The 23,517-nt window shown below is 63.4% G+C and carries 13 protein-coding genes and 1 pseudogene; 11 read left to right on the top strand and 3 right to left on the bottom strand.

Translation table 11 applies throughout. From position 1 onward, the window contains the following. Positions 1–33: 33 nt before the first annotated feature. Both glpD and R3D65_RS00300 read right to left on the bottom strand, forming a co-directional pair. A pseudogene (glpD, locus tag R3D65_RS00305) lies at positions 34–1,616 on the bottom strand (glycerol-3-phosphate dehydrogenase). Between the two features lie 23 nt (positions 1,617–1,639). Continuing rightward, positions 1,640–2,623 carry a sugar-binding transcriptional regulator gene (locus R3D65_RS00300; protein ID WP_371273237.1) on the bottom strand — a complete coding sequence of 328 codons (984 nt, stop codon included), beginning with the start codon at positions 2,621–2,623 and terminating at the stop codon, positions 1,640–1,642. Positions 2,624–2,802: 179 nt separating this feature from the next. Between R3D65_RS00300 and R3D65_RS00295 the strand changes: the two genes are divergently transcribed. The 11 genes from R3D65_RS00295 (at position 2,803) to R3D65_RS00245 (ending at position 19,173) form a co-directional block, all read left to right on the top strand. Beyond that, complete coding sequence (locus tag R3D65_RS00295; protein WP_371273236.1) at positions 2,803–3,678, top strand: carbohydrate ABC transporter permease; 876 nt, start codon at positions 2,803–2,805, stop codon at positions 3,676–3,678. Next, positions 3,678–4,562 (top strand): carbohydrate ABC transporter permease, encoded by an 885-nt coding sequence (locus R3D65_RS00290; RefSeq protein ID WP_371273235.1) that lies wholly within the window; start codon positions 3,678–3,680, stop codon positions 4,560–4,562. Before R3D65_RS00295 ends, R3D65_RS00290 begins: the two co-directional genes overlap by 1 nt. A 28-nt stretch (positions 4,563–4,590) precedes the next feature. Next, on the top strand, positions 4,591–6,081 hold the full coding sequence (locus tag R3D65_RS00285) for an ABC transporter substrate-binding protein (RefSeq protein ID WP_371273234.1): 1,491 nt from the start codon (positions 4,591–4,593) through the stop codon (positions 6,079–6,081). 87 nt (positions 6,082–6,168) lie between these two features. Next, a complete protein-coding gene (locus R3D65_RS00280) occupies positions 6,169–6,894 on the top strand; it encodes an SDR family oxidoreductase (protein WP_371273233.1) in 726 nt (241 codons plus the stop codon). 10 nt (positions 6,895–6,904) lie between these two features. After that, complete coding sequence (locus R3D65_RS00275; RefSeq protein WP_371273232.1) at positions 6,905–7,975, top strand: ABC transporter ATP-binding protein; 1,071 nt, start codon at positions 6,905–6,907, stop codon at positions 7,973–7,975. A gap of 14 nt (positions 7,976–7,989) precedes the next feature. Further along, the gene (locus tag R3D65_RS00270) at positions 7,990–9,327 is read left to right on the top strand and encodes an iron-containing alcohol dehydrogenase (RefSeq protein WP_371273230.1); all 1,338 of its coding nucleotides are present in this window, start codon (positions 7,990–7,992) and stop codon (positions 9,325–9,327) included. Between the two features lie 3 nt (positions 9,328–9,330). Next, complete coding sequence (locus R3D65_RS00265; protein WP_371273229.1) at positions 9,331–10,155, top strand: HAD-IIB family hydrolase; 825 nt, start codon at positions 9,331–9,333, stop codon at positions 10,153–10,155. Next, positions 10,152–11,687, top strand: a complete 1,536-nt coding sequence (locus R3D65_RS00260) for an FGGY-family carbohydrate kinase (RefSeq protein WP_371273228.1) — start codon at positions 10,152–10,154, stop codon at positions 11,685–11,687. The genes R3D65_RS00265 and R3D65_RS00260 overlap by 4 nt, the downstream gene beginning before the upstream one ends. Continuing rightward, positions 11,687–12,739 carry a glycerol-3-phosphate dehydrogenase gene (locus R3D65_RS00255; protein ID WP_371273227.1) on the top strand — a complete coding sequence of 351 codons (1,053 nt, stop codon included), beginning with the start codon at positions 11,687–11,689 and terminating at the stop codon, positions 12,737–12,739. The genes R3D65_RS00260 and R3D65_RS00255 overlap by 1 nt, the downstream gene beginning before the upstream one ends. A 59-nt stretch (positions 12,740–12,798) precedes the next feature. Next, the gene (locus R3D65_RS00250; protein WP_371273226.1) at positions 12,799–13,488 is read left to right on the top strand and encodes a class II aldolase/adducin family protein; all 690 of its coding nucleotides are present in this window, start codon (positions 12,799–12,801) and stop codon (positions 13,486–13,488) included. Between the two features lie 285 nt (positions 13,489–13,773). Then, on the top strand, positions 13,774–19,173 hold the full coding sequence (locus R3D65_RS00245) for a LamG-like jellyroll fold domain-containing protein (RefSeq protein WP_371273225.1): 5,400 nt from the start codon (positions 13,774–13,776) through the stop codon (positions 19,171–19,173). Between the two features lie 190 nt (positions 19,174–19,363). On the opposite strand, the gene R3D65_RS00240 is transcribed toward R3D65_RS00245, so the two are convergent. Beyond that, on the bottom strand, positions 19,364–23,137 hold the full coding sequence (locus R3D65_RS00240; RefSeq protein WP_371273224.1) for a vitamin B12-dependent ribonucleotide reductase: 3,774 nt from the start codon (positions 23,135–23,137) through the stop codon (positions 19,364–19,366). Positions 23,138–23,517: the final 380 nt, after the last annotated feature.

Genomic DNA, 23,517 nt, shown 5'->3' with positions numbered 1-23,517 from the left:
GGTTGCGCGCGGCCTCATCGGAGCCAGCCGGTATCAGGCGCTCTTCAACGCGGGGACCCGTGACGACAAGTGCCGGTCGATGGCTGCGAGATCCTTCGCGCTCAGGCGCAAACCCAGCTTGGAGCGCCGCCAGACGAAATCCTCGGCGCAGTGAACCCATTCGTTTTCGGCCGCCCAGTCCAGTTCGCGTGCGCTGACGCCGGGTGCGATCTCGCCTCCAAGATCATCCCAGCCGGACGCTCCGGCAAAGATCGCAAGGCACTCGGTGCCGTACTGGCGGAACAGGCGGCGCACGGTCGCTGCATCCATGAAGGGCAACAGGGCCTGAAGGTCGCCAAGCAAACGGCTGCGGTCCGCGACTGCGAAATCGCCGCCGGCCAGAGGTGCGGCATGCGTCCAGCCTTCGGTGGTGCGACCGAAGGCGGTATCGATCGTTTCCAGCGCGCTTTCGGCCAGCTTGCGATAGGTTGTGATCTTGCCGCCGAAAATGTTGAGATAGGGCGCGTCGCCAACGCTGCCGCCTTTGAGAACATAGTCGCGCGTGGCCGCCGTGGCCGAACTGGCGCCGTCATCATAGAGCGGGCGAACGCCGGAGTAGGACCACACGATATCCGACCGGGTGACCGGCTTGCGGAAATACCTGGAGGCGAACGCGCACAGGTAATCGGCTTCCGCATCGGAACAGGCCGGCCTTGCCGAGGGCGATTCATGCTCGGCATCGGTGGTTCCGATCAGGGTGAAGTCGTCCTCATAGGGAATTGCAAAGATGATGCGCCCGTCGCTGCCCTGGAAGAAGTAGGCCTTGTCATGGTCGTAGAGCCTGCGCGTCACGATATGGCTGCCGCGCACCAGCCGCACCTTTTCCGTCAGGTCGAGATGCATGCGCCCGCGCGCCACGTCGCCGACCCAGGGCCCTGCCGCGTTGACCAGCATGCGGGCGCGGATGGTGCGGCGTCCTCGGGCGTATCCAGGGTGACATGCCAGACGCCATCCACCGGCGATGCGGCCACCACGTTGCTGCGCGTCATGACCGCCGCACCGCGCGCCGCGGCGTCACGGGCATTGAGCACCACAAGGCGGGCATCCTCCACCCAGCAATCGGAATATTCGTAGGCGCTCGCGAACCGGTCGTCCAGCGGTTCGCCGGCCGCGTCGCGCGTCAGGTCCAGCCGGCGCGTGCCGGGCAGGATCCTGCGCCCGCCCAGATGGTCGTAGAGGAAGAGGCCAAGCCGGATCAGCCATGCCGGCCGCCGGCCCTTCATCCATGGCATGATCGCGGTCAGCAGCCGCGATGTCGGTGTCGTGCTCTCGAACCGCATGGCGGAATGCAACGGCAGCACGAAGCGCATCGGCCATGAGATGTGCGGCATGTTGGCAAGCAGCACTTCACGCTCCACCAATGCTTCGCGCACCAGCCGGAACTCGAAATATTCCAGGTAGCGCAAACCGCCATGAAACAGTTTGGTCGAGGCCGAGGATGTGGCCGACGCCAGGTCACCCCGCTCGGCCAGGGCCACGCGATAGCCTCTGCCTTGCGCGTCCCTGGCGATGCCGCACCCGTTGATGCCGCCGCCCACGATGAAGAGATCGAAAATCCCGTCCTGTTGCCCTGTCATCATCCTGCCGGTTCCGTTCCGTGTCAGTCCGGCCTTGCGGCCGGAGGTTTCAGGAGTGTGCGCGCGGTTTCCTCGTCCGTGATCGCGATCGTGGCGAAACCACGGTCGAGCACCGCGCGAATGGCCTCCACTTTCTGTTGTCCGCCGGCCGCCAGCACGCGGCGCGGTATGCCGAGAATGTTCTGCGGGCCGATGCCGACGCAGCGGGCGTTCAGCGGATGGTCGAGCGGCAGCCCGTCGGCTCCGATGAAGCGGCCGATGAAATTGCCGATGGCGCCGGCCTCGCGTGCCTGCATGTAATCGGCGTCGGTCAGCATGGATGCCTCGCGAAGGCTGCTCATCCCGGTTCCGCCGATGCTCAGCAGGGCAAGGTCCGCGGCCTTGGCGCGCACCATGGCGTCCTGGGCCGCCTGCTGCGAATTGATCGCGACCGTCGCTTCCTCCGTGTCGCAGAGGATCGGTGCGGGAATGAAGAAGCACTCCGCCCCCAGCCGCTCGGCCAGAACGGCTGCCGCCTCGTACTTGTCCTGGGTCGAGCGGGTGGCAAGCGTTCCGATCATGGACACGACCGAAAGATGCTCCGCGGCGCCGGGTTCGATTGCCATGGCCATGGCCCGGAGCGTGGAACCCCACGACGTGGCCACCGTCATGCCGTTCTCCAGCAGGTCGGACACCATGCTGCCGGCATAGTGGCCGATGACATCCGACAGCGACACGTCCTCGCTGGTGTCGGACGGGCAGACAAAGGCCGCCTCCAGTCCGAACCGGCGGATGAGATGGCTTTCCAGGTCGAGCCGCTCGGCAAAGGGCACGTCGATGGCAATGCGCACCATGCCCTGTTCGCGGGCCTGGGCCAGCATCCTGTGCACCTTGAACCGGGTGATGTTGAGCCGTTTGGCGATCTCGTTCTGGGTGAGTCCGAGAATGTAATAGAGATGCGCCACCCGGGCGATGGTCTCGCTTGCCGCAGCCGTCCGGACGGCCGATCTGTTCCAAGGCGTGTTCATGTCGCTGACCCCTTTCTGGTGGCCCCTTGTGCCATGAACGGGCTTTCCTGTCGCTTGCGCATCATTTCCGCCGATAAGCGAATTTGCACAAATGTTCAACTACCAAAAAAATGTTGCACAAATGTATGATCGGTGCAACAAATTGAAAAATCGCAAGCTGGACCGAGGGAGGAGAGCCAGTGAAGCTCGGCGTCTTGTCAGCCGATCGCCCGTGGGTGTGGATGTTGCCGCTGGTGGCCATGCTCGTGGCCTTCACCATCGTGCCGTTGTTCTACAACATCTGGCTCAGCTTCCACGAATATGCCCCCTTCAAGCGCCAGCTCGTCTATGTCGGCATGCAGAACTGGCAGCAGCTTCTTGCCGATCCGCGCATGTGGGAATCCTTCGGCACGACCATGTTCTATTTCGCGATCGTGCTCAGCGTCGAAGTGGTGCTGGGCATGGCCATCGCACTGCTTCTGGACGAGGAGGAATTCGGTTTCGGCGTCCTGCGCTCGGTGCTCACGCTCACGCTCGTGGTCCCGCCCGCCATCGTCGGAATGATGTATCTGCTGATCGAGGATCCCGAATTCGGCGTGCTCACCTGGGTCCTGTCATTGCTTGGCATCATGGACAAGTCGACGCCGATCCTGGCCACGTCCTCGACCGCGCTCTGGGGCGTCATGCTCGCGGACATCTGGCAGTGGACGCCGTTCATGGTGCTGATCTTCCTGGCCGGCCTGCGCTCGCTGCCGCCCGAGCCCTACGAAGCGGCGATGCTGGACGGCGCGTCGGCCTGGATGACGTTCCGCCGCATCACGCTGCCCCTGATGAACAAGGTCATCGCCGTGGCGGTCCTGATCCGCGGGATCGATATCTTCCGCATGTTCGACTACGTCTTCGTGATGACCAGTGGCGGACCCGGCACGTCCACCTACACGCTTTCGCTCTATTCCTGGCAGCAGACGTTCAGCTTCATCAAGTGGGGCTATGGCGCCACGCTTTCGCTCTTCGCCCTGGCCGTGATCCTGCTGATCGCCAATCTCTTCATCTGGATAGCAAAGGTGCGCTGGTAATGGTTGTCCGCTCCAGGTCATCGCGCATCCTGCGCACCGTAGCCGGTTGGGCTGTGGTCGCCCTGTTTGCCTTTCCGCTCTACTACTGGCTGACCGTGGCCTTCAAGGACGGCAACGAGATCTTCAACTGGCCGCCCAAGATCTTCTCGTTTTCGCCGACGGTGAAGAATTTCGAGGAAGTGTTCGGCATTTCGCTGGGGTTCGGTTTCGGCGAACAGCGCGAGGTTCTGCCGGGAGGCGGCAACTGGCGCATGGGGCCGCGCCTCTGGGATTCCATCGTCATCGCGGTGCTGTCCACGGCACTGGCCGTCACCATTGCCACGCTGGCCTCCTATGCGCTCAGCCGCATGCATTTCCGCGGGCGCCACCATTTCGTGTCCTGGGTCCTGTCCACGCGCATGATGCCGCCGGTCGCGGTCGCGATCCCCGTCTTCTTCATCTACAAGGACCTGTCGCTGCTCGACACCTATACCGGCGTCATTCTCATCCATGCCCTGATGAACCTGCCGCTGGCCGTCCTGCTGATGAAGAGCTTTTTCGACGACATTCCCCGCGAGATCGACGAAAGCGCCATGGTGGACGGCGCGTCGCGCTGGCTGATCTTCCGGCGCATCGTGCTGCCCATGGTCAAGGGCGGCATCGCGGCCACCGCCGTGCTCTGCTTCATCTTCTCCTGGACCGAATTCCAATTCGTCCTGACGCTGACGCAGACCGGGCTGAAGACCGTGCCCGTGGTCTCGTCCACCTTCGTCACATCCACCGGCACCGCCTGGGGCAACATGGCGGCGCTGGGAGCCGCGGCCATGATCCCGGCATTCCTGTTCATCCTTCTCGTGCAGAAGCACCTCGTGCGGGGTCTGACGCTCGGGTCGGTGAAACAATGATCCATCTGACTGTTCAAAGGAGGAAACCATGAACGACAGTGATCGCAAAATCTATCGCGCCAAGCTGGTGGACGATTTCGTCCAGGGGCGCATCAGCCGTCGCGCATTCCTGCGCAATGCCGGCATGTTCGGCCTCGGCGCCGCCGCGCTGGGTTCCGGCATGGTGCGGCCGAGCCGCGTCATGGCGGCAGGCGGGGACCTGACCCCGTCCAAGGACGTGCTCGACTGGGTGCGCGAAGTCTCCAAGCCCTTTGCCGGCACCACGCTTCGCCTGGCCACCGAGTCGACGCCGCCGTCCAATGCCATCAACAGCCAGCTCAAGCAGTTCTTCGAGGAAGCCTCCGGCATGAAGGTGGAGATCGAGGTCCTGCCGCTGGAGCAGGTGCTCCAGAAGCTGACCCTCGACATTGCCTCCCAGCTCGGCACCTATGACCTCTACTACATCGACCAGTCCTGGGCCGCTTCGGTCAGCCGCGACGTGTTCGATCCGCGCGAGCAGATCGCCGACAAGCCCGACCTGGCCATGCCGGACTACAATATCGACGACTTCCTGCCGGCCCTCGTCGACGGCATCTCCAAATACGAGGATCGCTGGGTGGGCGTGCCCTACGACATCCCGATCTTCATCATGCAGTACCGCAAGGACATCTACGACAAGATGGGCTTCAAGGCGCCCGAAACGCTGGAGGAATATTACGAGCAGGCCAAGGCCATCACCGATGAGATGGGCCCGGACATGTACGGCGCCACCGGCCAGATGAAGTCCGGCCACTATTCGCTGGAATGCGACTGGACGGCCTGGCTCTGGGGTCATGGCGGCTCGATCTTCAACGCCGACGGCAAGTTCTCCGGCAATGACGAGCGTGGCCTTGAGGCGATGGAATACTGGACCCGCCTCTACAAGACCATGCCGCCCGGCGTGAACGGCTGGACCTGGGACGGCCAGGGCCAGTCCGTTGCGCAGGGCGTGGCTGCCTCGATGATGAGCTGGGGCGAATTCTTCCCCTATTTCGACGATCCGAGCGCCACAAAGGTGTCGGGCCTCATGGAAGCGGCGCGTTGCCCCAAGCCGAAGCACGCCCTTCGCACGGTCAACGAGACCGGCTTCGGCGAAATCCCCGGCGTCGGCCACCAGGGCGGTTCCTCGCTTGCCGTTTCGCGCAACTCCAAGAACCCCGACGCGGCATGGATCTTCATGCAGTGGGCAACCTGCTACGACACCCAGGTGCTGATCACGGCGCTGGGCGGCGGCACCGGCCCGACGCGCGAAAGCGTCTATGACGACGAGCGCATCAAGGCCAATGCGCGCGTCGGTGCGGGCACGACCCGTCACCTCGACGTGGTGCGCGAGACCATCGCCAAGGACATGGGGTCCGAGCCGGATCTGCCGCAATGGGCGGAACTGTCGAACGACACCATTCCGGTGCGCCTCGGCAAGTATTTCGCCGGCGACTACGGTTCGGCCAAGGAAGCGATGGACGACATCGCCCAGGCGGTCGACAAGATCGTCCAGGGCTGAGGAACAGACCCGAACACGAACCGGAGCGGCGGCGCCTTGCCGCCGCTCCCCTGACCGGAAGAAACGCAAGCGAGGGAATACGGGATCATGGCCGACAAACCGCTCATAGCGATCACAGGCGCCAGTTCGGGCATAGGCGAGGCAACCGCACGGGCGTTTTCGGCGGCCGGGCACCCGGTGCTGATGATGGCACGCCGCGTGGACCGCATGGAAGCAATGAACCTGCCGGATTCCGTGATAGCGCAAGTGGATGTACGTGACCGCGCGCAGATTGCCGATGCGGTGGCCAGGGCGGAAGCGCAATACGGCCCGGTGGACATGATGTTCGCCAATGCCGGCCTTGCCCGTCTCGCCGATATCGGCCGCCAGCCGCCGGAAGAATGGGACGAGATGATCGACATCAACACCAAGGGTGTGATGAACACGGTCCATGCGGTCATGAACGCCATGATGGAGCGCCGGCACGGCACGCTGGTGATGATGAGTTCGATTGCCGGACGCAAGGTCTATCCCGACCATACCGTCTATTGCGGCACCAAGTTCTTCGTCCACGCGGTTTCGGAATCCTTGCGGGAATACCTGTCGGATTACAACGTCAGGGTACTTGTCGTCTCGCCGGGCGTGATCGAGACGGAGGTTCTGACCGGCGTTCTCGATGAGAAGACGCTTCGCGAATACAAGGAAAACAAGGTCAGGATGGGCGGCGGCATCGGTCCGGAAATCGTTGCGGACCTGATCCTCAATGCCTACCGGCTTCCCCAGGAAGCCCTTGTCCAGGAAATCTGCCTGACGCCGACGCGTCAGAAATACTGAGGCGCCCTGAATGGCCAATGTCGAATACCGAAAAGTCGGAAAATCCTTCGGCTCCGTACAGGTTCTCAACGACCTCTCGCTGGACATCGAGGATGGAACATTCGTCGTCCTGCTCGGGGCTTCGGGTTGCGGAAAGACCACCCTGCTGCGCATGACGGCGGGGCTGGAAACGGTGACCGCCGGCGAAATCGCAATTGACGGGCGCGTGGTCAACGACATGCATCCGCGCGACCGTGACATCGCCATGGTGTTCCAGAACTACGCGCTCTATCCGACCATGAAGGTACGCGACAATATCGGCTTCAGCCTGGAGGTTGCGAAGAAATCGGCCGAGGAAATCCGGCAGAAGGTGGATGAGGCGGCCCGTGTCCTCAACCTCACCGAATTGCTGGACCGCAAGCCCTCGGAACTCTCGGGCGGCCAGCGCCAGCGCGTGGCCATGGGCCGCGCCATGGTGCGCGATGCCAAGGTGTTCCTCTTCGATGAACCGCTTTCCAACCTGGATGCCAAGCTGCGCGCCCACATGCGGGTGGAAATCCGCCAGCTCCATGATCGCCTGAAGGCGACCACGATCTATGTGACGCATGACCAGATCGAAGCCATGACGATGGCCGACAAGATCGTGCTGATGAAGGACGGCAAGATCGTCCAGGAAGGTTCGCCCGACGATCTCTACGACCGGCCCAACAGCCTTTTTGTCGCCGAGTTCATCGGTTCGCCGCAGATCAATTGCATCGACGGGGAGATCGAGGCCGACGGCAACGCGGTTCGCTTCCGCGCGCGTCATCTCGCGCTCGATCTGCCGTCGGGCTATGCCGCCCATGCCGGCAAGGCAGTGACATGCGGCGTCCGGCCCAATGATGTCACGTTCGATCCCGATGGCGCGATCATGGGCACGCTGCAGATTGCCGAGAAGACCGGTGCGGACGTGCAATTCCACCTTGATGTGGAGGGCACCGAATTTGTCGCCGTGGCGCCGCGTTCGGCCTATCGCCATGCAGGCGAACGCATGTCCTTCGCCATCGATCCGGGCAAGCTCCATGTCTTTGACCGGGCAAGCGGCGAGCGAATTTCACTTTGAGCGAACAGGAAGCCATGAATCCCGCCGCCGGCACCCCGAAAAACTGGACCGCCCTGATCGACGACATCTGCGACGGGCGATGGATCAATCCGCTCAATGGCAAGCGCTACCCCGCTCCGCCCTATGACAGCATCGTCTTCGCCGAGAGCCTGAAGGGGCGGGAAGCCGATCTCGTCGCCGCGCTGGGTTTCAAGCCGCCCTTCGCCGTGGTGTCCGACAGCAATACCCACAAGGCGATGGGCGAGCGCATCGCCCGCGCGCTCCGGCCGCTGGGCGACGTCACCGAGATCGTCCTCGATCATCCTCACGCGGACATGGCGACGGTGCGCGACCTGACCGAACGCCTCAAGCCTTTCGCCTCCGCCGTCGCGGTGGGGTCGGGCACGATCAACGATCTGACGAAATACGCCACGCTGCAAAATGGCACGCGTTATTGCGTCTTCGCGACCGCCGGCTCGATGAACGGTTACACCTCCACCACGGCCTCCATCACGCTGGACAGCGGATTGAAGGTTTCGCTGCCTGCCCAGGCGCCGGCAGGCTTCTTCGTGGATCTGGAGACCTGTGCCGAAGCGCCTGCCTGGCTCAACGCCGCCGGCTTCGGCGATTGTCTGTGCCGGTCGGTGGCCCAGATCGATTGGTGGATGTCGCACCGCCTGTTGGGCACGGCCTATCACCATGTCCCCTATCTTCTCGAAATCCCCGACGAGATCGTGCTGATGGAACAGGCCACCGGCATCGCCAGGGGTAATGTCGAGGCCGTGGGTACCCTGTTCCGGGTTCTCACGCTGTGCGGGCTGGGCGTCAGTTTCACCGGCGTTTCCAACCACGGCTCCATGGGCGAGCACCAGATTTCCCATTACATCGACTGCTTTGCCGGCGACCGGCATCCGGGGTCCGTTCATGGCCAGCAGGTTGGCGTGGCGACGCTGACGATGGCGCGCATCCAGCACGACTTCCTACAAAGCGAAACGGCACCGCAGGTGCGCCCCACCGGTATCGATGCGGACGACATGGCGCGCCGCATGGGGCCGGAAGTGGCCGCCCAATGCGAGGCGCTCTATCGCAAGAAGGCATTCGACGAGGCCGGCGCCGAGGCATTCAATCGACGCATCGAACGCATCTGGCCGGAATTGCGTGCCGAATGCCTCGACATGGCGGTCGCCCCGGATGTGCTTCGCCAGCACCTTGCAGATGCTGGCGGACCGACATCCGCCCAGTCGCTCGGCGTGCCGGTGGATTTCTACCGCGAGGCGGTGACCCATGCCCATGAAATGCGCGACCGCTTCTCCTTCGCTGACATTGCCTGCGACAGTGGCGTGCTCGGCGAGATGGCGGCACGGGAGGTCTGAACGATGCGGCCCGTCGCGGACATGCCCGATGATGTCGCCGCCGGCATCACGGTGCTTTTCACCGATATCGACGACACGGTGACCACGGAAGGCCGTCTCCTGGCCACGGCATATCAGGCGCTTGAAGACCTGCACGAGGCAGGGATCGCCATTGCCCCGATCACCGGCCGACCGGCGGGCTGGTGCGACATGGTCGCCCGCTTCTGGCCGGTTGCCGGCGTGGTGGGCGAGAATGGCGCCTTCTATTATGCTTATGACCACGCAGCCCGGAAGATGATCCGCAAGGCCCATCCCGCCGTCGAGGCCCATCTGGCCGATCCGGGCAGGTTCGATCGCATCCGGCAGCGCATCGCCGCAGAGGTTCCCGGCGCCGCCATTTCCGCCGATCAGCCCTTCCGGCTGGCCGACCTGGCAATCGACTTCTGCGAGGACGTGGACCCTCTGCCCGAGACCGACGTGGCGCGCATCAAGTCGATTTTCGAGGAGGAGGGGGCCGTGGCCAAGGTTTCCTCCATTCACGTCAACGGCTGGTTCGGGGACTACGACAAGCTGACCATGTCGCGCACCTTCGCCCAGGACATCCTGGGCATCGACATTGCCGCCCGGAACGCCGAAATCGCCTTTGTCGGCGACAGCCCGAACGACCAGCCCATGTTCGGCTTCTTCGACAATGCCTGTGGCGTGGCCAATGTACTTGATTTCAGGACCCAGATTGCCACGCCGCCCAAATGGCTGACTAAGGGCAGGGGCGGCACCGGCTTTCGTGAAATCGCGGACCGGCTTCTTGCGGCGCGCAAGTCCGGGGGAAGGGAAGGGACGGCACCATGAGCGATCTTGTCATCGGCATCGATTCCTCGACCACGGCCACCAAGGCCATTGCCTGGACACCGGAGGGGCATGCGGTGGCGGAGGGGCGGGCGGAAATCCCGCTTTCGAGCCCGGAGCCGAACCTGTACGAACAGGATCCGGAAGACTGGTGGGCCTCCACGCGCACGGCGCTGGCGCAGGTTACCGCCGCTGTCGATCCCGGCCGCATCCGGGCGGTGTCGATCAGCAACCAGCGCGAGACACTCGGCATCTTTCGCCGTGACGGTTCCGCTGTCCGCCCCGCCATGGTCTGGCTGGATGATCGCGCCCGGCCCGTGGTGGACGAACTGGCAAACGCCGTCGGCACCGATCCCGACGGCACGCCCTCCATCCATCGCATTTCCGGCAAGCCGGTCGATGTCATTCCTGCAGTCAACCGCATTTACTGGATGCGCCGCCACGAGCCGGAACGCCATGACGCGACGGACTTCTTTTCCGATGTCCATGGCTATCTGACGTTTCGGCTGACCGGCCGCTGGGCAACGAGCTGGGCGAGCGCCGATCCGCTCGGCCTGTTCGACCAGGAGGCCAAGCGCTGGTCGCCGCAGATCATGGCCGCGGCCGGCATTGATGCCACCCGCCTGCCGGAGCCCGAACGGCCCGGCACGGTTCTGGGAACGCTGTCCGCCGCCGTTGCGTCCGAAACCGGCCTTCCCGAGGGCACGCCGGTGGTGGCCGGCGGCGGCGACGGCCAGCTTGCCGGCCTCGGCTGTGCCGCGCTGACGCCGCAGACGGCCTATCTCAACATCGGCACCGCGCTCGTCTCCGGCATTTACGGCACGGCCTACCTCAACCAGCTTGCATGGCGCACGATGGGCGGGCCGACGGGCGAGGGCTATTACTACGAGGCCTGCGTGCGCGCCGGCACATTCACAGTCAACTGGTTCCTGGAAACCATGTGCGCGGGCGAACCCGGAACGCCGGGCGAAATCCTGGCGCGTCTGGAACGCGAAAGCGCCGGCGTGCCGATCGGCTCGCAGGGCCTGCTGATGGTGCCCTACTGGCAGGGCGTGATGTCACCCTACTGGGATTCATCGGCGCGCGGCGCCTTTGTCGGCCTGTCGGGGGCGCATTCGCGCGCCCACATGTTCAGGGCGCTGATGGAGGGACTGGCACTGGAACTGCGCCTGTCGGCCTCCGCGGCAGAAGCGGCGCTTGGCCAGTCGGTCGAGCGCTACGTCGCCATCGGCGGGGGCGCGGCATCGCAGGTCTGGCGGCAGATTTTCGCCGATGTGACCGGCAAGACCGTGCAACGGTCGGAGACCGTGGAAGCATCGTCGCTGGGCGCCGCCGTCTGCGCGGCGGTCGCCGCGGGCTGGTATCCGGGGTTTGAAGAGGCAGCTTCGGCGATGACAGGGAAGATCGTGGCCGTTTCCGAGCCTGATCCTTTGGCAAGGGCGCGTTATGACGAACTCTACGCCGTCTATGAAGGGCTCTATGACCGGTTGAAACCCGTCTATGCCGGCCTTGACCGTTTCGTGGGAGGCCGCTGATGCCAAGGGTCGTCATACTGGGTGCGGGCGTCATGGGCACGGCCTTCGCCACGCCGCTGTCCGACAACGGCATGACGGTGGACCTCGTGGGCACGCATCTTGACGGCGATCTTGTCGCCGCGATGCAGGCCGGCCGCATCCATCCACGGCTGAAGGCGGAGATCGGCGCGAATGTCACGCCGCTGCCGGTCAGCGAACTGGCCGCGACGCTGGCACGGCCCGCCGACCTGATCGTTGTCGGCGTCTCGACACCCGGCATCGGCTGGGCCATCGACCGGCTGACGGAATGCGCCACGGGTGAGGCGCCGATCGTGCTTCTTACGAAGGGCATAGCGGAAACCCGCGACAGGGTCGAAACCCTGCCTGAATTCGTGCAGCGTGAACTGGCAAGGCGAGGGGTGGCACATGGCCCTATCGGCGCGGTCGGCGGGCCATGCATAGCCGGGGAATTGGCCGTTCGCCGGCAGACGTCAGCCATCCTCGGCTTCACGGAACAGACGCTGGCGGCGAAATGGGCTGCGGTCCTGTCCACGGACTACTATCATCTCGCCCATACCGATGACCTGACCGGGCTGGAGATCTGCGCGGCCCTGAAGAATTTCTACGCCATCGGCGTGTCCGTTCCGTCCGGCCGGGCGCCGTCGCAACCCGCTGTCAACGGGGCAGGCCTCAACAACGAAACTGCCAGTCTTTTCAACCAGGCTGTCACGGAACTGGCGCGCATTGTCGCCGCCTCGGGCGGCAATCCGTCGACGGCCTACGGACTTGCCGGTCTCGGCGACCTCCACGTGACCACCCAGGCCGGCCGCAACAGCCGTCTCGGCCGGCTTCTGGGTGAAGGCCTGACCTATGCGCAGGCCATGGAGGGACCACTGAAGGGAGAGACGGTGGAAGGCACGCTGGTCGCAGCCTCGCTCGAGGCGCCGCTTGCGGCCATGGCAGCAGCACAAGCGCTGCCGGCGGACCAGGTGCCGCTGGCCAATGCCATTGTCGCTGCCGTGACATGCGGCGACGCGCTGCGGGTCGCCCTTGAGAACTATCACACCGCATGAGGCAGCCGGCGCGCAAGCGCTCACGCCCGCCATTCAGGCGGGATGCGAAGAAATCCGCAATGATGGAACAGACCATGACAGACAATGCCGAAGAAACCGCCATCCGCCAGTCGATCATCGACCATTGCCTTGGCATGAATGCCAGTGGCCTCAATCACGGCACGGCGGGCAACATCTCCGTTCGCCGGGAGGATCACATGCTGATCACGCCGAGCGCCACGCCCTATGAGGCGCTGACACCGGACATGATCGCCGCCATGCCGCTGGAGCGCGACTATGGCTCCTGGGATGGCCCGCTGAAACCATCCACGGAATGGCGCTTCCATCTCGACATCATGCGCGCCCGGCCGGACGTCAACGCCATCGTGCACACGCATGCGCCCTATTGCACGACGCTGGCTCTGGCGCGCAGGGAGATCCCCGCCGGCCACTACATGATCGCCGCCTTTGGCGGACCGACCATCCGCTGCTCCGGCTATGCCCGCTACGGCACGAAGGAACTGTCGGAAGAGGCGGTCAAGGCGCTTGAAGGGCGCAATGGCTGCCTTCTGGCCAATCATGGCATGATCGCCGTCGGCCCGTCGCTGGAAAAGGCCATGTGGCTGGCGGTGGAACTGGAAATGCTGGCCCGGCTCTACTGGCAGGCGCTGCAGATCGGCGGCCCGGTCGTTCTGTCGGACGAACAGATCGCCGAGACCATGGCGGGCTTCTCCAGCTACGGCCTGCAGGACAAGGACGTGAAGCACTGAGCAAGCCTGCCGGAGCGAGTAGCGGCGTGCCGGGACGGGGCCGCTGACAACAGGACAAGGCATCGATAAACCAAGAAAAGATGGCTTGAAGATGCATTAAAAAAAGGAATTTCACTGGAATATCATCAGTATTCGAGATCTTGCACTTAAGTTTACACAATTTACCATCAACCCGATTCATGCTTCGTTTCTGATATTGGGCGCAAGAGGTTGCCGTGGCGTCTTTGAGGCGCCTAGGCTTTCCCTGCCGGGGCCAAGTGATGCGGAAACAGGGAAGCAGGCGCGATGGTACTTGCAGCAGCCGGAATTCATCCGACGACCGGAACCGGCCTTGACCGGCTTGTCACGATCATTCTCCAGGACGACGGCCTTCGCGCCAGGATCGACCCGGCCGAGATTCATGGCGGCGCCGCGGCGGCCAATGCAATGAACGAGATCATTGTCGAGGGCATTCGCGCCCTTGGCATCGGCAATGATGGGCTGATCACCGCGGCTGACGTCCGCGATGTGTCAGACCACATCCGGACCCACCATGCCGACAAGTTCATCCAGCTTCACGGGGATGACGAGGATGGCGTGGAGACGGGTTTCCATCTGGTGCAGGGCGACGGTGCATCCGGCATTCTTTTCGGCAGCAACGCGGTCAATCAGGTCGCCGACGGGCTTTACCATCTCGTCTTCGGCTATGACGGCAACAACATCATCAATGAGGACGGCAACCGGAATGCCTCGCTGGCAAAGCTGGCCTGGTGGTTGAACGAACTCCTCGAAGACGACCTTGCACAGGCCGCCAAGGGCAGCGGGGCTCTGGCCTCCGATGCCGATCCGCTCGCCGTGTCACGCACCGGAACCGGCCTCGATCAACTCATCGACATCATCGTGCAGGATCCCGGCCTTTCGCATCGCATATCGACATCGCAAATCCGGGACGGCGCGCAAGCCGCATCGGATATCAATGCGATCATCATCGATATCATCCGCGACAGGGGGCTGGCCAATGACGGCAGGATCAGCGCCGCGGATGTCTACGAGATCAATGCCGCGATTCGCTCCGATGCGGTCCTGCTGCAAAAATTCATGGCGCTGCATGGCGACGACGATGGCGATACGGAAAGCGGTTTCCATCTTGTGCAAGGGGATGGCGCGAGCGCGCGGCTGTATGCCGCCAACGCCGTGAACACGGTTGCCGACGGTCTCTACCACATCGGTTTCGGGATCGAGAAAGGCCGCTTTCTCAACGAGGACGGCGACAGGAATGCCTCCGTGACGACGGTGGCCGCGTGGCTCGACAATCTGCTTGATCCGGATCTGGCGCAGGGCGCTCTGGTCAACCTGTCTGTCGATCCGCTGCCAGGCGGCGCGACCGGCACCGGGCTTGATGTGCTGGTGGATATCATCGAGACCGATATCGGCCTGGACCGGAAGATCGCGGTCAGCGACATCGCAGGCGGTGCGCAGGCCGCCAACATCCTGAACCAGCTTCTGCTCGACGGCCTTTTTGCGACCGGTGCTGCCAATGACGGCCGAATCACGGCAGCCGACATGCGTGATGTGAACACCTGGCTGCGCTCGGATGCCGGGCGCCTGGCGGAATTCATCGATGCCCATGGCGATGACGAGGACGGTGTTGAGACCGGTTTCCACCTCGTTCAGGACGACGGGGCGGTTGCACGGCTCTACGGAGAGAATGCCGTCAACACGGTTGCCGACGGCATCTATCACTTCGGCTTCGATATCGATGGCGGGCGTTTCCTCAATGAGGACGGTGCCAGGAACCAGACGGTCGAGGATGTGGCGGCATGGATCGACGGGCTGCTGAGCGACAGTGACATGGGCGCGCTTGCAAATGGCGCTGTCATGTCGTTCGTGACGGGCACGACCGGAACCGGTCTCGACGCGCTGGTCGACATCGTCAATGCCGATCCGGGCCTTGAACTGCGCATCGCCACGTCGCAGATCGCCGGTGGAGCGGCGGCAGCCGATGGCCTCAACGCGCTGGTCCTGGAGGGCATCAGGGCCGTCGGCGCTGCCGATGACGGTGTCATAACCGGGATCGATCTGCATGACGTCAATCAGTGGATCCGCGCCGACGCCGCGCGCCTGGCAAGCTTTGTCGCGTTGCATGGAAACGATGAGGCCGGTGTGGAAACCGGTTTTCACCTGATTCAGGACGACGGCAGCCGGACCACGCTTTTCGGGCGCAGTGCCATCGACACGGTGATGGACGGCATTTACCACATCGGCTTCGAGATCGAAGGCGGCCGGTTCCTGAACGAGGATGGCAACAGGAACGCCTCGGTGGACCAGGTCGCCTTCTGGCTCAATGAATTGCTGAAGGACGATCTTGTCAGTGGGGTCTTGCGCAATCCGGATGCCGATCCGTTGAATGTCGATCTCGACGCCCTTGCCGCGCATATCGTGTTTGTGCACGAGGGTGACGTTGATGTGGACAATGGTACGGGCTACGTCGTCACCGGTCACCAGGACCAACTGCAACTGGAGGCCGGAACGCTCGTTTTCGACTTCACTGCCGACACGCCGGAGGATGGCGGACGCGACGTCCTTTTTTCCAAGGACGGCAGCGGTTTTGGCGCCGGCGGCGACACCACCATCTGGGTCGAGCGCAATGACATCCACATCCGCTTCCAGACGGACAGCGAATCCGTCTACCTGAAAGCCAGGGATGTGGTGGAGCCGGGGAGCACCCATGCGCTGGCCTTCTCCTTCGATGGCAAGGAGGCAACGCTCTATCTCGACGGCGTCCGTCTTGACGCCGAGGCTGCTTCCGCGACCTGGGAGGGCAATGACCGGGAGATCGGCATTGGCGTGAACATCTGGGCGCGCAGCGCCAGTCGCCCGGACTGGACCGCCGATCCCCATGATGGACGGGTTTCAAACGTCACCGTCTTCGACAAGGCGCTTTCCAGTGCCGAAATTCAGGCGTTTACCGGCGCCGTGCCGCAGGCTACCGCCTTGGCTGGTGCGCCGGCCGCGTCCGCCAGCCTGCCGGCAGGCTCGACGGGAACCGGCCTCGACGCGGTCATCGATGTCATCGTCCATGACGTCGGCCTTGCAAGGCGGTTGCCGCCGGAAGAAGTGGCCGGCGGAGCCGCCGCCGCCGACGGCATGAACCACATCATTGTCGAGGCGATCCGGGCCACCGGACTTGGCAATGACGGCCGCCTGACGGCCGATGACGTTCGGGACCTGTCGGACTGGATCGCCGACAATCGGGCAGACGCCTTCATCGCCTTCCATGGCGACGATGAGGAAGGAATCGAGACCGGCTTCCATCGGGTGCAGAGCGACGGGGCGCAGACCCGGATGTATGGCGACAATGCCGTCAATACGGTCTTTGACGGCATCTATCATCTCGTCTTCGGTTACGAAGGCAGGAACATCATCAATGAAGACGGCAACCGCAATGCCTCCCTGGAAGACATTGCCTGGTGGCTCGACTCCCTGCTTTCGGAGGATCTCGACGCCGCGGCCAACGGCACCGGCGCGCTGTTCAACGCTGATGCGGATCCGCTCGCCGTCGCGACAACCGGCACCGGGCTTGACCTCCTGGCCGGCATCGTGTTCGACGATCCGGGCATCGAGCGCAACGTCGCGACATCAGGGCAGGTCGAGGGCATCGATGCCGGCATGGCGATCAGCCGGTTGATCCTCGATGGCATCGCGACATACGGGCTGGCCGATGACGGCACCATCACGGCCTCCGATGTCCTGGCCATCAACCAGTGGATCCGCTCCGATCCCACCCGCATTGATGCCTTCGTCGCCGCGCATGGTGATGACGAGGATGGCGTGGAAACAGGCTATCACCTGTTGCAGAACGATGGCGGCCAGACCCTTCTGTTCGGCGAAAACGCCCTCGACACGGTGTTCGACGGCATTTTCCATATCGGGTTCGAAGTGGAGAACGGCCGGTTCCTGAACGAGGATGGCAACCGCAATGCCTCCGTCCAGACAGTCGCCTACTGGCTCGATGAACTGCTCGCCGCCGATCTTCAGGCCGGGACGCTGGCCACCGGAAACGCACCATCCCCGGGCGGCACGGGTACCGGCCTCGATCACCTGGTTTCCGTCATTATGGACGATCCCGGTCTCGAGGCGCGGATATCCGAATTCGATATCCGTGGCGGCGCCGAAGCAGCAAATGAACTCAACGCGTTGATCGTGGAGGCGATCATCGGGACCGGGGTGGCCGTCAACGGCACCATCCGGACCGCCGACATTCATGAGATCAACCGCTATATTCGCGAGGACGCGGCCCGGTTCGATGCCTTCATGGCAGCCCATGGCGATGACGCCAACGACGTGGAAACGGGCTTCCACCTCGTCCGGAAGGACGGGGCGACGACCCTGCTATACGGTTCGAACGCCATCGATTCCGTTGCCGACGGCCTGTACCATATCGGGTTCGAGATTCGCGGCGACCGGCTTCTGAACGAGGACGGCAATGCCAATGCATCCCTGCAGACCGTCGCCGGGTGGCTCGACAGCCTCTTGTCGGAAACCGACATGGCCGCGCTGGCGGCCGCGTCCACCGTCAACCCCTATGTCCATGGCAGCAGCGGAACCGGGCTCGACATCCTGGTGGACACGATCACGGACGACGATCGCTTGCAGCAGCGCATTTCCACATCCGATATCCGCGCCGGCGCCGAGGCTGCCGATGGTCTCAACGCCATCATCCTGACGGCCATAAAAGCCACCGGCGCGGCCAATGATGGCACGATTTCCACCTTCGACATCTACGACATCAACCAGTATATCCGGTCCGACACGCAGACGCTGGCGCTGTTCACCGGATTGCACGGGGATGACGAGGAGGGCGCGGAAACCGGGTTTCACCTCGTCCAGGGCGATGGCGCGGTCTCCGAACTGTTCGGCAGGAATGCCGTCAACACGGTTGCCGACGGCATCTATCATATCGGGTTCGAGATCGATCGCGGCCGCTTCCTCAACGAGGACGGCGACAGGAATGCATCGGTTTCCACCGTCGCCGACTGGCTGAACGGTCTCTTGGGCCAGGACTTGCAGGACGGGGTGTTGCGCAACGAAGCGCTGACAGTCGGGAATGTCGATCTTGCCGCGCTGAAGGCGGGACAGGTGTTTGCGCTCGATGGACCGCTCACCGTCTCGCGTTCAGGCGGATACCATGAGGAAGTGTCGGCGCCGGCATTCGCGCTGGCCGAAGCCAGCGTGCTGGTCCGCTTCACGCCCGACGATACCGATGGCGACCGCGACACCCTGTTCTCGCGTGACGGATACGGCTACCAGGATGGCGGCCACCTGACGATGTATGTGCAGGGAGACGATCTTGTCGTCCGTTTCCAGACCACGGACAGGTCACACACCCTGGTCGCGCGCGACAGCATCGCTGCGGGTGAAACCCATGAGGCAGCCTTTACCTTCGGTGGCGGCGTGGCCCGCCTCTATCTCGACGGTGAGATCGCCGATCTGGAGGAAACCGGAGCGAACTGGCTGAACGCGGATGAAAACCTGGTTTTCGGTGGCAGTACCATGAACCGGACGGAGGACAACGATCGCATTGACAGCCTGTTTGACGGCAGGATCGAAGCCGGGCTGATCTTCGACAGCGTGCTCGACGGTGTTGCGATCCAGGCGGCATTTACAGATGATTATGCCGCCCTTTCCGATTTCGGAATCGTGTGAGAACAGCCGCCGGCCCCTCCAGATCCACGGTCGCGCGTCGCTGCCTTTTCTGGAAGCGGCGGATTTGCGCGGCGTTCGGCGCGGCTTGGGCTACCGGCATTGACAGACGGGGCAAACGATTTCGGGGGCAAACATGCCCCCGAACTCTGGACGACAGGTGTGTGGCATACCGCTCAGAGGCGGGTTCGGGTCAACTGCAGCCCGACGTAGAGCCGCAGGTGTCGCACTTCTCGCAGGTGCCGTTGCGCACCATGGTGAAGTTCTGGCATTCCGGGCAGGAATTGCCCGTATAGCCCTGCATGATCGCCTTGGCGCGCCGGTCGTTCTCCACCTTCTTCGCCTCCGCCTTGGCGGCTTCCGCCTCGTTCTGGGCGTCGTCGGAGAACAGTTCCTCCATCTCCGCCTCGTCCTCGAACTCCTTCGCGCGTTCTTCGTAGTCGCGCTTGAAGGCGGTCGATTCCTCGCGCAGTTCCAGCACGTTCGACTTCGCCGCCACCGCGACGGCCGCCGCGCCGGAGACGGCGCGCATCGGCGCCGAACCCGGTGCCTTCGGGGCAGGGGTGGTCGCCGAGCCCTTCGGCGTTTCCGTACCGGTCACCACTTTCAGCGAGGCGCCGCGGGTCAGGCCCTTGGAGACCGGCTGAAGCTTGCCCTCGGTGATGCCCTTGCCGAGTGCGGTGTTGGTGAAGTCCGAGGTGTCGACATGGGCGAGATCATGCCGGCCGAGATAGGACACGGCCAGTTCACGGAAGGTGTAGTCGAGAATGGACGTGGCGTTCTTGATGGCATCGTTGCCGATGACCATGCCGGCCGGCTCGAACTTGGTGAAGGTGAAGGCCTCGACATATTCCTCCAACGGCACGCCATATTGCAGGCCGAGCGAGATGGCGATGGCGAAGTTGTTCATCATCGCGCGGAAGGCAGCACCTTCCTTGTGCATGTCGATGAAGATTTCGCCCAAGCGTCCGTCATCGAATTCGCCGGTGCGCAGATAGACCTTGTGGCCGCCGACCACGGCCTTCTGGGTATAGCCCTTGCGCCGGTTCGGCAATTTCTCGCGTTCGCGCGATACCTTCTCGACGATGCGCTCGACGATCTTTTCCGTGACGGCTGCCGCCGCGGCTGCCTTCGGCGCCTCGACGATGGCTTCCAGCGTGTCCTCCTCATCCTCCTCGTCCTCGATCAGCGAGGCATTGAGCGGCTGCGACAGCTTGGAGCCGTCCCGGTAGAGCGCGTTGGCCTTCAACGCCTTTTTCCAGGAGCGCAAGTAGGCGCTCTTGCAATCCTCGACGGTCGCATCGTTGGGCATGTTGATCGTCTTGGAGATCGCGCCGGAAATGAAGGGCTGGGCCGCCGCCATCATGTCGATATGGCTTTCCACCGACAGATAGCGCTTGCCGATCTTGCCGCACGGATTGGCGCAATCGAAGACCGGCAGATGCGCTTCCTTCAGGAATGGCGCCCCTTCCAGCGTCATGGCGCCACAAACGTGGATGTTGGCGGCCTCGATCTCCTTCTTCGTGAAGCCCAGCGCCGGCAGCATCTCGAAGGAGAAGTCATCGAGCTGCTCATTGGTGAAGCCCAGCGTGTGCAGGCAGAAATCCTCGCCCAGCGTCCACTTGTTGAAGGCGAACTTGATGTCGAACGCGCTCTTGAGCGCCGTGTTCAGGGCTTCGATCTTGTCATCGGTGAAGCCCTTGGCCCTCAGGGCGGACGGGTTGATCCCCGGCGCCTGGTTCATGTTGCCATGGCCGACCGCATAGGCCTCGATCTCGGCGATCTGGCTCTCGCTGTAGCCGAGCGTGCGCAAGGCAGCCGGAACGGCGCGGTTGATGATCTTGAAATAGCCGCCGCCGGCCAGTTTCTTGAATTTCACCAGCGCGAAATCCGGCTCGATGCCCGTCGTGTCGCAGTCCATGACCAGGCCGATCGTGCCGGTGGGCGCGATGACCGTTGCCTGCGCATTGCGGTAGCCGTTCTTTTCGCCCAGCTCCAGCGCCTTGTCCCAGGCGCCGGTGGCATGCTCGATCAGTGCGGCATCGGGGCAATTGGCATGATCCAGCGGCACCGGCGCGACGGCCAGATCCTCATAGCCCTCACCAAGGCCGTGTGCGGCCCGGCGGTGGTTGCGGATGACGCGCAGCATGTGATCGCGGTTCGGCTTGTAGGCGGGGAAAGTGCCCAGTTCGCCGGCCATTTCCGCTGAAGTGGCATAGGCCACGCCGGTCATGATGGCCGTCAGCGCGCCGCAGATGGCGCGGCCTTGCGGGCTGTCATAGGGAATGCCGGAGGTCATCAGCAGGCCGCCGATATTGGCGAAGCCGAGACCCAGCGTGCGGTATTCGTAGGACAGCTTGGCAATCTGCTTCGACGGGAACTGCGCCATCATGACGGAGATTTCCAGCACGACCGTCCAGAGGCGCACGGCATGCTCGTAGTCGTCGATGCGGATGCGGCCCGTGTCCGCGTCCTTGAATTGCAGCAGGTTCAGCGAGGCCAGGTTGCAGGCCGTGTCGTCCAGGAACATGTATTCCGAGCACGGATTGGAGGCGCGGATGGGGCCGGCCGCCTTGCAGGTGTGCCAGTCGTTCATGGTCGTGTTGAAATGCAGGCCCGGATCGGCGGAAGCCCATGCGGCATGGCCGATCTTCTCCCACAGGTCGCGCGCCTTCAGCGTCTTCGCCACCTTGCCGTCGATGCGGTTGACGAGGTTCCAGTCGCCATCCTCTTCCACGGCACGCAGGAAATCGTCCTTCAGCGAGACCGAATTGTTCGAGTTCTGGCCGGAGACGGTCAGATAGGCTTCCGAATCCCAGTCCGTGTCATAGGTCTTGAACTCGATCGAAGTGTAGCCCTGGCGCGCGAACTGGATGACGCGCTTGACATAGTTCTCCGGCACCTGGTCGCGCTTGGCGTCCTTGATGGCGCGCTTGAGGGCCGAATTGAGCTTCGGGTCGTAGCAGTCGTCGTCATGGCCTGCGCAATTGACACAGGCCTTCATGATGGCGGCCAGATGCTTCTTGACGATCTTGGAGCCGGTGACGAGAGCGGCGACCTTCTGCTCCTCTTTCACCTTCCAGTCGATATAGGCCTCGATGTCGGGATGATCGATATCGACCACCACCATCTTGGCGGCGCGGCGCGTGGTGCCACCCGACTTGATGGCGCCGGCAGCCCGGTCGCCGATCTTCAGGAAGCTCATCAGGCCGGATGACTTGCCGCCGCCCGACAGTTTCTCGCCTTCACCGCGCAGGTGGGAGAAATTGGAACCCGTGCCCGACCCGTATTTGAACAGGCGCGCCTCGCGAACCCAGAGATCCATGATGCCGCCGTCATTGACGAGATCGTCGCCGACCGACTGGATGAAGCAGGCATGGGGCTGCGGATGCTCATAGGCGGAATCCGACTGCTTCAGCTTGCCCGTGAAGGGGTCGACATAGAAGTGGCCCTGGCCAGGGCCGTCGATGCCATAGGCCCAGTGCAGGCCGGTATTGAACCATTGCGGCGAATTGGGTGCGACCATCTGCGCGGCCAGCATGTAGGCCAGTTCGTCCATGAAGGCGGCGGCGTCTTCTTCCCCGTCGAAATAGCCACCCTTCCAGCCCCAATAGGTCCATGTGCCGGCCAGACGCGTGAAGACCTGCCGCGCATCGGTCTCGGATCCGTAGCGCTCCTCTTCCGGCAGGGCCGCCAGTGCCTTCTCATCGGCCACGGAACGCCACAGGAAGGACGGGACGTCGTTTTCCTCGACCTTTTTCAGGCGCGCCGGCACGCCGGCCTTGCGGAAATATTTCTGCGCCAGGATGTCGGCGGCGACCTGGGAAAAGCGGGCCGGCACGTCGATGTTTTCCAGCCGGAAAACGACAGAGCCGTCCGGATTGCGGATCTCGCTGGTCGCCTTGCGGAATTCCAGTCCGCCATAAGCTCCGCTTTCCGTCGTGGTGAACCGCCGTTCAATGCGCATCTGTCATGATCCCCTTGGTTTTCCGGTCCTCGCACCGGAGAAGCTAGATGTTGTGGCCCGTCCCGGCCGCTGCGACCAATGCCGGGCACATGGTGTACCGGCATCCGCCCGTTTCCCGTCCGGCGGTTTCCGCCGCTGGCCCAGACAGCCCCGCTTGCCTGCCCGCACCGGCGTTCCCGCCGCATATCCCCCACCTGATTTCATGATTCCCCCGATCAGGGAGCTTCACTCTATCTTGTGTGCAGTTTTGGCGCAAACACTAAATATAGTGTTAACGCCCCGTTTACGATTGACCGGTGGCCGCATGGTGGCACGCCGGACACAGCTTCGCCGTCACCGGAAAGCCGATTGACTCCCGAACTGACAGCACGCGTTACCTG

The sequence above is a fragment of the Zhengella sp. genome (assembly GCF_041397485.1).
Classification (GTDB): domain Bacteria; phylum Pseudomonadota; class Alphaproteobacteria; order Rhizobiales; family Rhizobiaceae; genus Zhengella.
Note: the sequence above shows the minus strand (reverse complement) of the source record. Positions and strands in the feature narration are given on the sequence as shown.

Coding starts and splice junctions, on each gene's coding strand:
- R3D65_RS00300 (WP_371273237.1), bottom strand. CDS start 2,623: ATGAACACGCCTTGGAACAGATCGGCCGTCCGGACGGCTGCGGCAAGC.
- R3D65_RS00290 (WP_371273235.1), top strand. CDS start 3,678: ATGGTTGTCCGCTCCAGGTCATCGCGCATCCTGCGCACCGTAGCCGGT.
- R3D65_RS00285 (WP_371273234.1), top strand. CDS start 4,591: ATGAACGACAGTGATCGCAAAATCTATCGCGCCAAGCTGGTGGACGAT.
- R3D65_RS00280 (WP_371273233.1), top strand. CDS start 6,169: ATGGCCGACAAACCGCTCATAGCGATCACAGGCGCCAGTTCGGGCATA.
- R3D65_RS00275 (WP_371273232.1), top strand. CDS start 6,905: ATGGCCAATGTCGAATACCGAAAAGTCGGAAAATCCTTCGGCTCCGTA.
- R3D65_RS00270 (WP_371273230.1), top strand. CDS start 7,990: ATGAATCCCGCCGCCGGCACCCCGAAAAACTGGACCGCCCTGATCGAC.
- R3D65_RS00265 (WP_371273229.1), top strand. CDS start 9,331: ATGCGGCCCGTCGCGGACATGCCCGATGATGTCGCCGCCGGCATCACG.
- R3D65_RS00260 (WP_371273228.1), top strand. CDS start 10,152: ATGAGCGATCTTGTCATCGGCATCGATTCCTCGACCACGGCCACCAAG.
- R3D65_RS00255 (WP_371273227.1), top strand. CDS start 11,687: ATGCCAAGGGTCGTCATACTGGGTGCGGGCGTCATGGGCACGGCCTTC.
- R3D65_RS00250 (WP_371273226.1), top strand. CDS start 12,799: ATGATGGAACAGACCATGACAGACAATGCCGAAGAAACCGCCATCCGC.
- R3D65_RS00245 (WP_371273225.1), top strand. CDS start 13,774: ATGGTACTTGCAGCAGCCGGAATTCATCCGACGACCGGAACCGGCCTT.
- R3D65_RS00240 (WP_371273224.1), bottom strand. CDS start 23,137: ATGCGCATTGAACGGCGGTTCACCACGACGGAAAGCGGAGCTTATGGC.